The 12,240-nt window shown below is 67.1% G+C and carries 18 protein-coding genes; 16 read left to right on the top strand and 2 right to left on the bottom strand.

Features of this window, described 5'->3' with window-relative positions; all coding sequences use genetic code 11:
• Window positions 1-319: 319 nt before the first annotated feature.
• From DFJ69_RS36455 to DFJ69_RS34225, 3 genes are all read left to right on the top strand, one after another.
• On the top strand, window positions 320-1,501 hold the full coding sequence (locus DFJ69_RS36455; RefSeq protein ID WP_116022265.1) for a tyrosine-type recombinase/integrase: 1,182 nt from the start codon (window positions 320-322) through the stop codon (window positions 1,499-1,501).
• A 97-nt stretch (window positions 1,502-1,598) separates the two neighbouring features.
• Window positions 1,599-2,093, top strand: a complete 495-nt coding sequence (locus DFJ69_RS10255) for a TIR domain-containing protein (RefSeq protein ID WP_116022264.1) — start codon at window positions 1,599-1,601, stop codon at window positions 2,091-2,093.
• Between the two features lie 5 nt (window positions 2,094-2,098).
• The gene (locus tag DFJ69_RS34225) at window positions 2,099-2,593 is read left to right on the top strand and encodes a hypothetical protein (protein WP_170177477.1); all 495 of its coding nucleotides are present in this window, start codon (window positions 2,099-2,101) and stop codon (window positions 2,591-2,593) included.
• Here the strand turns inward: DFJ69_RS34225 and DFJ69_RS36450 are convergent.
• Complete coding sequence (locus tag DFJ69_RS36450; RefSeq protein WP_116022263.1) at window positions 2,524-2,952, bottom strand: HIT family protein; 429 nt, start codon at window positions 2,950-2,952, stop codon at window positions 2,524-2,526. The genes DFJ69_RS34225 and DFJ69_RS36450 overlap by 70 nt on opposite strands.
• Window positions 2,953-3,218: 266 nt before the next feature.
• Complete coding sequence (locus DFJ69_RS10240; RefSeq protein WP_116026534.1) at window positions 3,219-4,055, bottom strand: phosphoribosylaminoimidazolesuccinocarboxamide synthase; 837 nt, start codon at window positions 4,053-4,055, stop codon at window positions 3,219-3,221.
• Between the two features lie 131 nt (window positions 4,056-4,186).
• On the opposite strand from DFJ69_RS10240, the gene DFJ69_RS10235 reads away from it, so the two are divergent.
• From DFJ69_RS10235 to DFJ69_RS10185, 13 genes are all read left to right on the top strand, one after another.
• Complete coding sequence (locus DFJ69_RS10235; protein ID WP_116022261.1) at window positions 4,187-4,939, top strand: GntR family transcriptional regulator; 753 nt, start codon at window positions 4,187-4,189, stop codon at window positions 4,937-4,939.
• Between the two features lie 151 nt (window positions 4,940-5,090).
• Window positions 5,091-5,420 (top strand): hypothetical protein, encoded by a 330-nt coding sequence (locus tag DFJ69_RS10230; RefSeq protein ID WP_147312262.1) that lies wholly within the window; start codon window positions 5,091-5,093, stop codon window positions 5,418-5,420.
• Window positions 5,421-5,491: 71 nt separating this feature from the next.
• Entirely contained in the window at window positions 5,492-6,097 is a 606-nt protein-coding gene (locus DFJ69_RS10225) for a hypothetical protein (protein WP_116022259.1), read from the top strand.
• Window positions 6,094-6,216: a hypothetical protein gene (locus tag DFJ69_RS36130; RefSeq protein ID WP_281275831.1), complete on the top strand. Its 123-nt coding sequence runs from the start codon at window positions 6,094-6,096 to the stop codon at window positions 6,214-6,216. Before DFJ69_RS10225 ends, DFJ69_RS36130 begins: the two co-directional genes overlap by 4 nt.
• The gene (locus DFJ69_RS10220; RefSeq protein ID WP_116022258.1) at window positions 6,213-6,464 is read left to right on the top strand and encodes a hypothetical protein; all 252 of its coding nucleotides are present in this window, start codon (window positions 6,213-6,215) and stop codon (window positions 6,462-6,464) included. The genes DFJ69_RS36130 and DFJ69_RS10220 overlap by 4 nt, the downstream gene beginning before the upstream one ends.
• Window positions 6,465-6,502: 38 nt before the next feature.
• Complete coding sequence (locus tag DFJ69_RS10215; protein ID WP_170177601.1) at window positions 6,503-7,732, top strand: winged helix-turn-helix domain-containing protein; 1,230 nt, start codon at window positions 6,503-6,505, stop codon at window positions 7,730-7,732.
• Window positions 7,733-7,801: 69 nt separating this feature from the next.
• Window positions 7,802-8,056 carry a hypothetical protein gene (locus tag DFJ69_RS10210; RefSeq protein ID WP_116022256.1) on the top strand — a complete coding sequence of 85 codons (255 nt, stop codon included), beginning with the start codon at window positions 7,802-7,804 and terminating at the stop codon, window positions 8,054-8,056.
• Window positions 8,053-8,334 (top strand): hypothetical protein, encoded by a 282-nt coding sequence (locus DFJ69_RS10205; protein WP_116022255.1) that lies wholly within the window; start codon window positions 8,053-8,055, stop codon window positions 8,332-8,334. The genes DFJ69_RS10210 and DFJ69_RS10205 overlap by 4 nt, the downstream gene beginning before the upstream one ends.
• Window positions 8,331-8,639: a hypothetical protein gene (locus DFJ69_RS10200; RefSeq protein WP_116022254.1), complete on the top strand. Its 309-nt coding sequence runs from the start codon at window positions 8,331-8,333 to the stop codon at window positions 8,637-8,639. Before DFJ69_RS10205 ends, DFJ69_RS10200 begins: the two co-directional genes overlap by 4 nt.
• Before the next feature lie 63 nt (window positions 8,640-8,702).
• The gene (locus DFJ69_RS10195; RefSeq protein ID WP_116022253.1) at window positions 8,703-9,077 is read left to right on the top strand and encodes a hypothetical protein; all 375 of its coding nucleotides are present in this window, start codon (window positions 8,703-8,705) and stop codon (window positions 9,075-9,077) included.
• Window positions 9,077-11,338: a DNA translocase FtsK gene (locus DFJ69_RS10190; protein ID WP_116022252.1), complete on the top strand. Its 2,262-nt coding sequence runs from the start codon at window positions 9,077-9,079 to the stop codon at window positions 11,336-11,338. Before DFJ69_RS10195 ends, DFJ69_RS10190 begins: the two co-directional genes overlap by 1 nt.
• Before the next feature lie 235 nt (window positions 11,339-11,573).
• Window positions 11,574-11,735, top strand: coding sequence for a hypothetical protein (locus DFJ69_RS34220; RefSeq protein WP_170177600.1), 162 nt, complete (start codon window positions 11,574-11,576; stop codon window positions 11,733-11,735).
• 169 nt (window positions 11,736-11,904) lie between these two features.
• Window positions 11,905-12,240 carry a hypothetical protein gene (locus DFJ69_RS10185; RefSeq protein WP_116022251.1) on the top strand — a complete coding sequence of 112 codons (336 nt, stop codon included), beginning with the start codon at window positions 11,905-11,907 and terminating at the stop codon, window positions 12,238-12,240.

The following is a 12,240-nucleotide window of genomic DNA, read 5'->3' as shown; positions in this document are numbered from 1 at the left end:
GCGGTTGATGCCGCACTCCACGGCGCGGCTGCCGCGGCGTTGCCGGTGCCCGACCTGGTCATCGGGTACCGGGATGGTCGCTGCGATACCGCGTCGGCGCAGGGGCGCGCGGATCGCGCGGGAGGAGTACGCCTTGTCGGCGCGCACCCGATCGGGGCGGGTTCGGGGTGCCGCCGCCGGGCCGGGCGACCCGGGCCAGGCGGGTGGCGATGACCAGGGCGGCTCCGGCCGGAGTGATGACCTTCTGCCTGACCACCTCGACCACCGGGCTCATCACGTCCGGATTGAGAGCCGGTGAGCTGATCAGCAGCTCGTCCGAATCACAAACGACGACGGCCTTTTCACGTGCCCGGGCCCGAAGGACCCCTTTGCGCGCCCACACCGCCACCGTCAACGCCCTGCAGCCCACAAGGCCCGCCAGAACATTGAACGCCTCGCCGCCGGCGACGCCTGGACCGACACCGGCTACGTCTTCACCACCGAAACCGGACAGCCGGTCACCCCGAATTACGTCACCGAGCAGTTCGAGCAACTGTCCATGGAGGCCGGACTGCCACCGATCCGCCTGCACGACCTCCGCCACGGAGCTGCGACGTTCCTGCTCGCCGCTGGCTACGACATGAAGGTCGTCCAAACGACGCTCAGGTTGTCGTCGATCACCGTCGCGGCCGACACCTACACGAGTCTGCTCCCGCAGTTGGCGCGGCAGTCGGCCGAGGACGCCGCCATCATCCTCAACGCCGACACCGGCACCACGAGGCGCGGCGCGACCACGCTACCTGACCAACATCCACCAACCCGGAACGGGCCGGTGCCGCAGCGACGCGGTATCGGCCCGTCCCATGTCAGGGGCGCCCGTGGCTCACGTCACGTCGGACCGCCCTCACCCCGACACGGCACCCTACGGTCACCGGATATGGCCCATCGCCGTTCCCGGGCGTCGGGCCGTCCGTGGGGACCGAGGGGCGGTGGCCGGTCCACGGGCCATGCCGGACCGCCCCACGGCGGCCCGGACCGACGCGACAGGGCATGGCCATGCCGGGGGACGTCACGCCATCCCATGGGGCCGGTGGGCCCACCGCCCACGACCCATCCGGGCACGCGGCAACGGGCGTTTCAGCGGCCGTTCCTGGCTGTGATCGTGACGCCGAGCGCACATGGAGCGAACACGGGAACGAACCAGGATGAAACAGACACCGGACGAACCGGGACATCTCATGGATCGTCGCAGGTCAGGGGTGGTGGGTCGCCTGGGACTCGAACCCAGAACCTACGGATTAAAAGCCCGGGATTATCCTCCCGTGGTGATTCGCTGGCGTCGTTAGTTGCGGATGCAGACATCGACGGACGGCCACGGTCAACGCCGGACTGCAACCTGAACTGCAACCTTCGGACAGACCTGGCCAGCACTAAGTGTGGTCGTATGAAAACCAGGGGTGTCCGGTGGCGCTTCTACCCAGACGATAGAGCTCACCAGATGGCGCCGAATCCCGACGAGTGACGGTGGCACAGGCGAATCGAGTCAAAACTTCCTGCGGGAACCCTCGGATAGGGTTAGACTAACCGGAGGTGATTCTTCTACTTGAAAGGTGTGGAGGATGGCGTATCGAGCGTTTTTTAGCTTTCATTATGCTGTCGACGGCTGGCGTGCAGCGAAGGTGCGCAATATGGGTGTCGTTGAGGGGAGTCAGCCGGTTTCTGACAATGATTGGGAATCGGTGAAAAGGGGAGGGGACGCTGCGATCCAAAGATGGATCGATGCTCAGATGAAAGGTCGGTCATGCACCATCCTACTAATAGGTCCCCAAACGGCGAACCGAAAGTGGATAAACTATGAGATTATCAAGTCATGGAATGACAGAAAAGGGCTTGTCGGTATCTACATTCATAATTTGACTAATCAAAATAATGAAGTAGCCTCGAAGGGGGCGAATCCGTTCGACTGCATCACTTTGAACGATGGCCGCAAGTTGTCTGCTCTAGTTCGAGCGTACAACCCGCCGTATCTTTCTAGTGCCAACGTCTATGCGGACATCAAAGACAACATGGAAGCATTGGTCGAGGAGGCCGTTGCCAATCGGCGGAGGATGTAAAGCCCGTGAGCGCACCTCCCGGTGTCCCCAGTGACGCACAGATTAAGCATCTAGAGTTCATCCAGAATACGGTCGCGCGACTTGCTGGGAACTCTTTCCTTGCTAAGGGGTGGGCATTGACAATATCTGCGGCCCTTTACGGTGTTTCAGCAAGCAGGCTGAGCCCCTGGATAGCTTTGGCGGCTATCGGCCCCACTCTTGGCTTCTGGTGGCTGGACAGCTATTTCCTGCAGCAGGAACGACTTTTTCGCTGCCTGTACAACGATGTCCGCAAACCAGATTCGTCAGTCGAGCTATTTTCCATGGACACCTCCCCTTATAGAGGGGATGTTCATGTTGTCTGGAGGCGTGTCTTTTTCTCGTCGACGCTCAGAGTGTTTTATGGTGCACTTGTCGTGGCCGGGATGGTTCTTGTGATTGTTGGATCTATCTATGACGCCAAATCGGAAAGTTCTCCTCGCACCAAAGCTGCCACCTCGTCGATTCTTTCTTCAGACTGAGGGACCTGATCGGGCCAGATTTCGCCGAAGTTGTCATTCTCCCATCTTGGAACAAGGTGGAAGTGTATATGGAATACTGTTTGTGACGCGGCCTTCCCTGCGGAATTGATTAGGTTTAGCCCATCTGGCTGAAGCGACTTTCTTAGTGCATGGCTTACTTGCAGGATGGTCGCCATCAAATCTGAGGCTATCTCGGGCGTCAGGGCCCAGATGTCTCGAATATGGATCTTGGGGACGATGAGAGTATGGCCAATTGCTGCGGGGCTCAGTGGAAAGAAGGCAAGTGCAGTGGACGTATCTCCTACGATCCTGGCCTCTGTATTTCCCGCTATGATGTTACAGAATTCGCACGTAGTCATTCCCGCTCCAATTCGCAGCCATGCCCTGACATGGGGATGGCTTTGGGGTTATGTCTGGTCGCGTTCTGGCCAGGAATTGTCCATCGCCCTAGCTAGAGTCTCTACCTGATCTGCTATCGGAGCAATCCCGTAGGCGCGGAGGAGCATGCCCGCGGCTACCTCAGGCTTGGGCTGGCTGGACCCACGCTGAGGGTCTAGACCGGTCTGCCACAGGAGGGCTTCGACTTCGCGCAGGAAGCGGTTGATGTCGTAGGTCTGGGCCATGGTTAGGACTCCCAGCGGTTGCCGGTGAGGGTTTCGTAGACCTGGATGTAGCGGGCTTGGGTGGCCTCGACTACGTCGGCGGGGATCGGGGGGCCGGGGGGAGTGCGGTCCCAATCGGTGATGGTGGATGACCAGTCGCGGACGAACTGCTTGTCCAGCGCGTGCTGTGGGCGGCCTGGTTGCCAGTCGTCGGCGGGCCAGAAGCGGGACGAGTCGGAGGTCAGGACTTCGTCGCCGAGGACGAGGGTGCCGTCTGGGGCTCGGCCGAATTCGAGCTTGGTGTCAGCGATGATGATGCCGCGTTCGGCTGCGATGGCGGCGCCGCGTCGGTAGACCTCAAGTGTGACTTCGCGGAGGCGTTCGGCGGTGTCTTCGCCGATTTCGGTAACGACGTCGGCGTAGGTGATGAACTCGTCGTGGCCGACCGTCGCCTTGGTCGTCGGGGTGAAGATGGGTTCGGGGAGCTTGGAGCCTTCGACCAGGCCGGGCGGGAGCTGGATGCCGGAGACGGTGCCGGACTTCTCGTACTCCTTGAGGCCGAGGCCGGCGAGGTAGCCGCGGGCGATCCACTCGACGGGGAGCATCTCCAGGCGGCGGCAGCGGATGGCGCGGCCGGCCCACTCGGCGGGGACGTCGGTCGCTGAGATGACGTGGTTGGGGACGACGTCCGCGAGCTGCTCGAACCACCACAGCGAGAGCTGGGTGAGGATCTTGCCCTTGTCCGGGATCTCCGTGGGCAGGACGACGTCGTACACACTCACCCGATCGGACGCGACCAGGATCAGGTCCTCGCCGTCCGCGTAGACGTCTCGCACCTTGCCGGAGTGGACTAGCTCCACGATCACCCCTCGTTGCTCGCTCCCGGCCCACGTCGGGACGGGTTTCCCACGTTAGCGGCTTACGGACCTATACAAGGCGTCGGCTACCCTGGCAACTGGCTCAGGCCACCAGCCAACCGGGAGGAAGCGCCATGTCACCACAGGTACAGCGGGAGAAGCCGCCCTATCGGCAGATCGCTGACCACTTCAAGCAGCAGATCGTGGATGGCAAGCTGTCGCCTGGTGACTCCCTCATGTCTGAGCGCCAGATCGCGACGGAGTGGGGCGTCTCGCGGTCCACTGCGACGAAGGCCCTTGCCGCTCTGCGGACCGAGGGCCTGATTGCGGCTCGCCAGGGGGCGGGGACCGTGGTCAGCGACACGCGGTCGCTGCACCGCAGCGTCCACGACAGGTACGGGACCGTACGCCGTACCGGCCGGATCTACTCACCGGGCCAGTACGCCAGGATTACCGATGCTGCGCTCGTACCGGCGCCGGAAGACGTGGCGGCGGCCCTAGAGCTGGCATCAGACGCCACTGCCATCCGTCGGCACCGCGTGACCTACAACGCCGAAGATCAGCCGTTGGCCTGCTCGACTTCGTGGTTCGCCGGTGACCTGGCTGAGGTCGCTCCGCTGCTGCTGGAGAGCGAGCGCATCCGGCAGGGCACCGCTGCGTACGTTGAGGAGATGATCGGCCGTCAGATGCGGCAGGGCCAGGACAGGATCGCGGCCCGGCTGGCGACTGCGGAGGAACTCCAAGAGCTGGCGTTGCCCGACCCCAGCGCCGTCCTGGTCACTCTGCACACCGTGTGGGACGAGGACGACCGGCCACTGAGCTACGAAGAAGGCATCGCGCCGCCGGAGCGTTGGACGACGTACGACTACCCGATCAGCGCCGGCTAGCAGCTGGAACGCGAACCGGCTCCACCCCCGGAGGGGGCGGGGCCGGTTTCTTTGTGCCGGGAAGTCACTGAGGGGCTTGACATGGCCACTGGCCTAGGCCACTGTCTAAGCATCTGGCCTAGGCCACCATCCAGACAAGGAGGTGCTCATCGTGAGCCAGTCATCCGAGCGGGTTCCGCTCACCGACACCGGCCGCCGCAGCGGCAGCATCGGACAGTTCGTCCGGTGGCTGCTGCCGGAGGACGGCATCGTGGACGAGATCGCCGTCGAGGTCGCCGCCGCCGGTACCCGCCAGGTCGCGCTCACCCGGACCGAGCGGGAGCTGGCCGCCGCGCGCATCCTCGCCGCGGGCGGCAACGCCACCGACATCGCCCGACGGCTGTTCATCTCGTACGCGTCCGCCAAGGCGCTGGCCGCCCGGATCGCTCAGGAGAACGCCGCCGAGGCCGCATCGCCGGTCCTGGCCGCTGACGTCGCCTGAAAAGCAAAGGACCCCGGTGCACAGCCGCCAAGCAATCCACCGGGGCCACCCCTCAAGGAGGTAGACCCATCATGACGGACTTCGGAAACGAGTACGACGCGTTGTGGTTGGCGCGGGACACGTCCCGTGCGGGCCAGATCGCCGGGCTCCGGGAGCTGGCGGACCTGTTGGAGGTCCACCCCGACATCCCCGTCTACGACCACGGCAGCATCAGCTTTGCCCTGGGCAGCAGCGAGACCGAGGCGTTCGAGGTGATCGACCGTGCGGCGGCGGCGCTGACGGCCGCCGGTGTGCCGTTCCAGCGGCGCGACACCGGCAATGGCCGGGGCATCAAGTTCGTGGTCGGCGGTATCGAGTACGGCTTCTCCCGCATGTACGACGCCCAGTACGCCGCCCACCAGGCCCGCCAGTCGTACGAGACCAATGTCCAGGTCGCCGCTGACGACTCCGTGGCCGGCAGTGGGGCCGCCGATCGCGGTGAGGTGGGGGACAGCTCGGTTCCGCCGGGCGGATACGTGTACGCCGGTCCCGCCGCCGAAAACGAGCCCGGTGTGGACGTCGGCAGTCGGCACGTCTGCGGGATGCCGGTCGAGTCCGAGCCGTGCCCCCACCACAGCCGGACGTCGACGCTGGTTCACCAGGCCGATGGGCTGCTGAACGGCGGTGAGAGCCGGTGAGCACCCGGGACAGCGGAAGCGGCACCGCGCAGACGTCGACCAAGGGCATGTGGCCCGGCGGTGAGTCCAAGACCATCCGGGACGCCCACGACGCCAAGAACGGTGGTGGAAAGCGATGACCGCATCGGCCGAGACCACCGAATTCCACTACGTCGTCACCGTTCAGTGGCCGATCGGACCCGGCGGGTTCGCCACATACACGGCCACCGGCACCATCCAGGCCAACACCCGCGCCACCCGGCAGGAGGCGTACGAGTGGGTCATGGGGCAGGTCGTGAAAAGCCTCGACGCACCGTCGACCCCGAGCGTTCTCTTCTGGTCGCTGGAGCCCAACCGACTCGTCCCGAACGGCGGTGAGGGCCGATGAAGCGCAGGGGGAACAACGCGACTCCCGCTGAGTCGGTCGTGGTGGCTGTCCAGCAGCAGACCGCGCAGGCCGCCGAGTTGGCATCCATCGCGGGTCAGAACAGGCTCGCGGACCCGCGTACGAATCCCGCCGTCCGGGCTCACGCCGATGGGCTGCGGGACGAGCAGCACCGGCGGACCCTGGACGCCGAGCACGCCCGTTCCGTCCGCCGTCACCGGGTGGCCGACCGCCGTGCTTCCCACGCGGAGAAGGCGTTGGAGGCACTCCAGGCCGCCCGCGAGACGTCGAGCCCGGCGCGTTCGGTGCTGGCGCTGCACACCGGGCGGTCCCGGTTCCTTGCCGCGTCGCTGGCTGCTTCGCTGGCGCTGTCGGCGGGCTCGGCGTCCGGAGTCGCCCGGCTGGCCGAGAAGCTGGCCGCCCCGGCGTTGGCCGGGTGGGTGGCAGAGGTCGGCATGACCGGCCTGACCACGGCCGTCGTTCTCTACAGGTCGCACCTGGCCCAGCACGGCGGGAAGGTGGTCGGCTGGCAGAACAAGGTCCTGTGGGTGCTCATGCTGGGGCCGCTGCTGGCGTCGGTGGTAGCGAACGCGTTCGGCGCCGGCCTGGTCGGCATCGCCTGTTCGGTGGGTGCGGCGGCGTTCTCACTGCTGTCGTACGTGATCGCGGACGCCAGCGCGACGGCCATGCGCGACCAGGCGGTGAAGGTGACCGGCGCCGACGAAGCCGGGCTGCGCGCGGTCGCCATGGGGCACGAGGAACCGGCCGCCGAGGCGTCGGAGCTTGCCCGCATCACCGTCTCCGATCCGAGGGAATCCGACGGTTACGCGCGGTGGGACGAGATTCCAACCAGCCCGGCCGATCCAGAGCTGTGGGTGAGTGAGCAGGGCAGGGTCACGGTTGAGCAGGTGGCCGCGTTCCTGGCCGACCAGGACCCGCCGGATGGGGCGGTCACATCGTCGGTGCCGGACCCCGACTCGGGTGGGCCGCATCGTTCGGCCAACGCCCCCGACCAGCCCGCCGCCGACCCGGTGACCGGACCCGTCCAAATCGACGCCGACCAGCCCGTACGACCCATCGGAAGCGAGGACGCGGATCGGGTCACATCGGCCGTCACGGCGCGTCGAATCGCGGGCCAGAACACCCGTCAGCGAGTCGCTGACTACCTCAGCCAGAACCCGGACGCGCAGACACGACAGATCGCCGAGGCGCTCGGTCTGAGCGCGTCTACCGTCAAGCGGCACCGCCGCGAGATCCAGTCCAGCCAGTGACGCCCCCCTTGCCCTGGGCTGACCTCGCAGCCGGCCCGGGGCCAGGTTCCCACGGAGAGGAATCCCCTCATGACTCGTCGGACCGGTACTCCGACTCGGTCCCGCCAGGGCCGCCGCTCGAAGCTGACGCTGATCGACCGGCTGATGCTGGCCGGATGTGTCGGCGGTGCGCTCTACCTGCTGATGTTCGAGGTCTTTGGTGCTCCGGCCTGGACGGCGGTGACCGTCGGTCTGGTCGCGTTCGGCTTCGCCGGTGGAGTGCTGATGACCGTGACCAGGAAGCCGCGGCTGCGGTCTCCGATCGTGTGGCGGACCCACCGATGACCACGGCTGCCCTCCCGGAGCAGGCACAGGACCGGCCCCGTTCGGGCCGCTGGGCGCGCATGCGGCCGGTCCTGCGGGGCCTGCTGGCTGTGGCGCTGCTGCTGGTGACGGCGGTTGATGCGCTGCTGACCGCACTGATCGGCGTCCGTCCGCTCGTCCCGCTGCTGCGCAGCCTGGCCGCCGTACTCGCCGACGAGTACCGGGCCGGACGGGTGGGAGCCATCGACGCCGACGTGATCGAAGACGACGACCAATCCGAACGGGAGGTCCGGCGATGAGCCGCAACATCACCGAGTTGTCGAACGTCGAGTTCACCGGCTCCTTGGGTGCCGCGTTCCTGGCGTACGGGCGGGCGCTCGAGGAGATCGGCGATCGGTGGGCGACCGAACTGGAGATCGCCGCCGTCGACGCCGAGGCTGCGATGTCGAGCATGAAGGGCCACGTGCTGCTGTTCGGGCTGGACTCCAAGGTCCGGGCCCGCCGGGTCGCCAAGCGGCTCAAGCGTGCGCAGGAGCTGGCGCGCTCGATGGCCGCAAAGGGCGACAGCTTCCACCGCAGCTACCGCAAGCACTTCCTTCCGTAATCCCCAACGGGCGGCCCGCTGCACGGGCGGGCCGCCCACCCGAACACAAGGAGGTCATCACCGATGGGATCGGGACAGAAGCGGTTGGACGAAATCGCGGGGATCGAGTTCCGCGGCAAGGTCCCCGCGACGGTCGCCGCGTACGCCAAGGCCACGCAGCGGTTCGCGCACGATCTCGCCCGCGAGCTGGACGCCGCTGAGTCCGCCGCCGAAGCCGCCATGGGGCAGTTGAAGGGCCACCCGCTGTTGCGTGGTGTGGACATCCGCGCTCGGGCGTGGTGGGTGTCGCGGCACCTGCGTGAGGCACGCGAGCTGGTGCAGGGCGTCAGCGCCGAGGCGGTCAAGTTCAACGTGCAGTTCCGCCAGGAGTTCTTGGAGGCGATGAACGAGCAGCGGTCCGGCAAGCGCAGCGAGTACAAGGGGAAGGTCGATCTCTGATGGCACGCAAGACGCAGAGCCTCCAGCTCGTGCAGGACGCGACCATGGAACGCGTCGCGGTGTCGGCCGTGAGCAAGGTCGGCGTGCTGGTCCCGCCGTGGGCGATTCTCGGTGTCGAAGCCGCCGGCGGCGCGTTGTCTCACGCGCTCTGGGGCACCGCACCGGCGGTCACGTGGGCCGCTGTCGGCTGCACGCTGGGTTCGACGCTGCTGACCGGGCTGACGTGGGCGGTAACCCACCAACGCCGTCTGATCGGCCGTCTGCACGCGACCGCCACCACGGCCGCGACGACGTCGTGGTTCACCCTGGCCACCATCACGGGCGTTGACGCCCCGGTGACCAGCGGCGTGCTGTTCTACGGCGGGGCGACGCTGGCCGTCTCGTGGAACCTCCGCACCGTCATCCGCATGGCCGGTGGGGACGACAGCGGGCACGGCGACGCGCTGTCCTCCCTGTTCGAGCGGGCCAAGGAGCAGGCCGGGCTCAAGGGTGCTCGGGTCCGGGCGACCGAGGTGACCGAGCACAAGGTCAAGGGCCGGATGCAGCTCCCGCCCGGTGAGAAGACCGCCGATGAGGCGATCAAGGCGACGGATCGGATCGAGTCCGGGATGCAGCTCCCGCCGGGCTCCGTGATCATCTCGCGGGACGAGGACCGCGCCGACCGCGCACACATGACCATCTCCGACCCTCGGGCGATCCGGAAGCCGATCCCGTGGCCGGGTCCTTCGCACCCGGGTGGGTCGATCGACAAGCCGCTGCGGATCGGTGTCTACCAGGACGGGGACGACGTCGAGTACCGCTTGGTCGGCCAGCACTTGCAGATCATGGGCATGACCGGCAGCGGGAAGTCGATCGGCGGGGCCTGGAATTTCGTGGCCGAGATCATCACCCGTACCGATGCCGCCGTGTTCAGCATCGACGTGTCCAAAGACGACCAGACCATGGGGCCGCTACGGGAAGGGCTGCACCGGTTCGAGACGACCAAGGCCGGCGCTGTGGACCTGATCCGGGCCATGCACGCGGCAATTCCCGAGCGTACGAAGTGGCTTGCAGCCCGCGGCTACCAGGCGTGGGAGCCTGGCTGCGGGCTCACCCACTGGTACCTGCACATCGAGGAGATCCCCAAGCTGTTCAACGACCTCGGTGGCGAGGACGAAGAACGCCTTGCGGAGATCCTCAAGGAGATCCGGTCCGCCGGTGGCAGCGTCATCCTGTCCCTTCAGCGGGCCGACTTCACCCAGATCCCGACGCTGATCCGGTCGCAGATGGCGAAGATGTGCTTCGGCCTGTCCGACCCGGACGACGTCAAGTTCGGTGTGTCGGCACGGCAGCGCAAGGCCGACGTCGAGCCGCACGAGTGGGAGAACCACCACCCCGGCATGGCCTACCTCGACGGCAAGTCCGTCCGCAGCACGCACTACGCCATGCCGCTCCGTACGTTCTCCTGGGGCCGCGACAGCCGCGAGGCGAACGGCGCCATGGCCGCCCACGCGGCCCAGTGGCCCGCCGCTGCCAAGAGCGTGGATGACTTCACCGCAGCCCTGGCGCGCATCCCGGCCGCTCCGGCTGGTCGGGTGCCGTTGCCTCTGCCCGTTGCGGATGAGGTCCAGCACGACGACTTCGCCGCCGGGTTCGCCGAACTGCTGGGTGACGCTGCCGAGTTGGTCATCCGTGCTCAGCAGGCGTCCCCAGCGCTGCTTCAGCGAACGCTGCGAGCCAGTTGGGAAGACTGCTTGCGCGTCCTCGAAGCGTTGGAGCGCAAGGGCGTTGTCGGGCCGCCGGCACCGGACTCCGACAACCGCCCCGTGCTCGTCCCGGCGGACGACCGCGCTGCTTCGAGCATCGTCGAGCAACTGCGCGAAGACGGCGACCCGGTGGCCGCCGCCCTGCGGACCGACGACCCGGACCCTTCTATCACCGCCGGGCCCGACACCCCAGTCCAGGAGCCGACCGCCGAGGAAGCCGACCACATGCGGACTTCCGCCGCCCCGGAGAAGCTCCCGCCGCTCCAGGCTCGCGCCCTGGTCTACGACTGGCTTCGCCACCGCCACCAGGTCGGCCAGCCGACGTTCACCGCCAGCGACGACGAGCTGACCACCGTCCGCCGCCAGACCGGCAACGGGCGCGCTTGGACCTACAAGATCCTTCGCGACCTGACCGACCGTGGCGTCCTCACCATCGGGCGCTCCGGCAGCTCGACCACCTACACCATCACCGACCTGTCGCCGCTCGACCACGACGACCACCAACGCGCCGCCTGACGACGCTTCGCGGGGGCGGCTCTGTGACACCGGCCGACCCTCGTGCGGCTGCGCGTGGGTGGCGCCCACACGCCCAAATGATCTTGTCACGCGCGTGTCACGCACCTCCGTCACGTCACCTGTCACGGGGCCGCCGTCACGGCGTCACACCCCCTCTGACCTGTAACTCCCACCCCCAACCCCCGGCCGTGACACCAGACCCCTGTCACGGCCCCGCGACCCGAAGGAGTTCCGCGTGAAGACTCCCAAGATCCGAGTGGTGAAGGTCCGCCTGTCCGGCGACGGCGACGGCGACGACGCCGGAGCGGTTGCGGACTTGCTCGCCCGCCTGCTGCCGGCCCTGTCGGAGGGCCGCTGCCAGGTCGGCGAGATCTCGCCCGCCTACCCCAACCGCTGAGGCTCCGGCGCCCGCCGCTACTTCGACCTGTACCTGCTCGACGCCGACACGGACAGCTCCGGCGCAACGCCCGCCGTGCCGTAGCTCCCCACCGAAATCACTCAGAGGCTCGGCGCACAGCCGCCAGCAATCCGCCGGACCTCTGCTCTCCTCAGGAGGTATCTGCCCCATGTCCACCGACCGACCGAGGCAGGCCGCCACCGCCCTGCCGAAGGACCACACCCTCATACAGGCGGTGAAGACCACCGACGCACTCCTCCCCGGTGAGAACGTCAAGATTCCCGGGTTGGGTGCGTTCACCATCGCCGCCGCTCCGTTCGCGGTCACCGGCGGGCGGGTCTGCGTCCCGCTGGGCTGGTCGCGTCTGGCCGTGCTCGCCGCCGCCGACGCCCGATGGGACACCGCCGGCGTCGCCCCACCGATCTGGCGCCACCGTTCCTGCCCCGCGTGCGGCGGGTCCGGCCGCTGCCCCGACTCAGGGAAGTTCGAAGGGTCCGCGCGGTGA

The organism is Thermomonospora umbrina (assembly GCF_003386555.1).
In the GTDB taxonomy this organism is placed as follows: domain Bacteria; phylum Actinomycetota; class Actinomycetes; order Streptosporangiales; family Streptosporangiaceae; genus Thermomonospora; species Thermomonospora umbrina.
This window is presented reverse-complemented; position numbering and strand designations above follow the sequence as displayed.

Coding starts and splice junctions, on each gene's coding strand:
- DFJ69_RS10235 (WP_116022261.1), top strand. CDS start 4,187: ATGTCACCACAGGTACAGCGGGAGAAGCCGCCCTATCGGCAGATCGCT.
- DFJ69_RS10205 (WP_116022255.1), top strand. CDS start 8,053: ATGACCACGGCTGCCCTCCCGGAGCAGGCACAGGACCGGCCCCGTTCG.
- DFJ69_RS10195 (WP_116022253.1), top strand. CDS start 8,703: ATGGGATCGGGACAGAAGCGGTTGGACGAAATCGCGGGGATCGAGTTC.
- DFJ69_RS10210 (WP_116022256.1), top strand. CDS start 7,802: ATGACTCGTCGGACCGGTACTCCGACTCGGTCCCGCCAGGGCCGCCGC.
- DFJ69_RS36450 (WP_116022263.1), bottom strand. CDS start 2,952: ATGACTACGTGCGAATTCTGTAACATCATAGCGGGAAATACAGAGGCC.
- DFJ69_RS10225 (WP_116022259.1), top strand. CDS start 5,492: ATGACGGACTTCGGAAACGAGTACGACGCGTTGTGGTTGGCGCGGGAC.
- DFJ69_RS10190 (WP_116022252.1), top strand. CDS start 9,077: ATGGCACGCAAGACGCAGAGCCTCCAGCTCGTGCAGGACGCGACCATG.
- DFJ69_RS10185 (WP_116022251.1), top strand. CDS start 11,905: ATGTCCACCGACCGACCGAGGCAGGCCGCCACCGCCCTGCCGAAGGAC.
- DFJ69_RS10255 (WP_116022264.1), top strand. CDS start 1,599: ATGGCGTATCGAGCGTTTTTTAGCTTTCATTATGCTGTCGACGGCTGG.
- DFJ69_RS10200 (WP_116022254.1), top strand. CDS start 8,331: ATGAGCCGCAACATCACCGAGTTGTCGAACGTCGAGTTCACCGGCTCC.
- DFJ69_RS10220 (WP_116022258.1), top strand. CDS start 6,213: ATGACCGCATCGGCCGAGACCACCGAATTCCACTACGTCGTCACCGTT.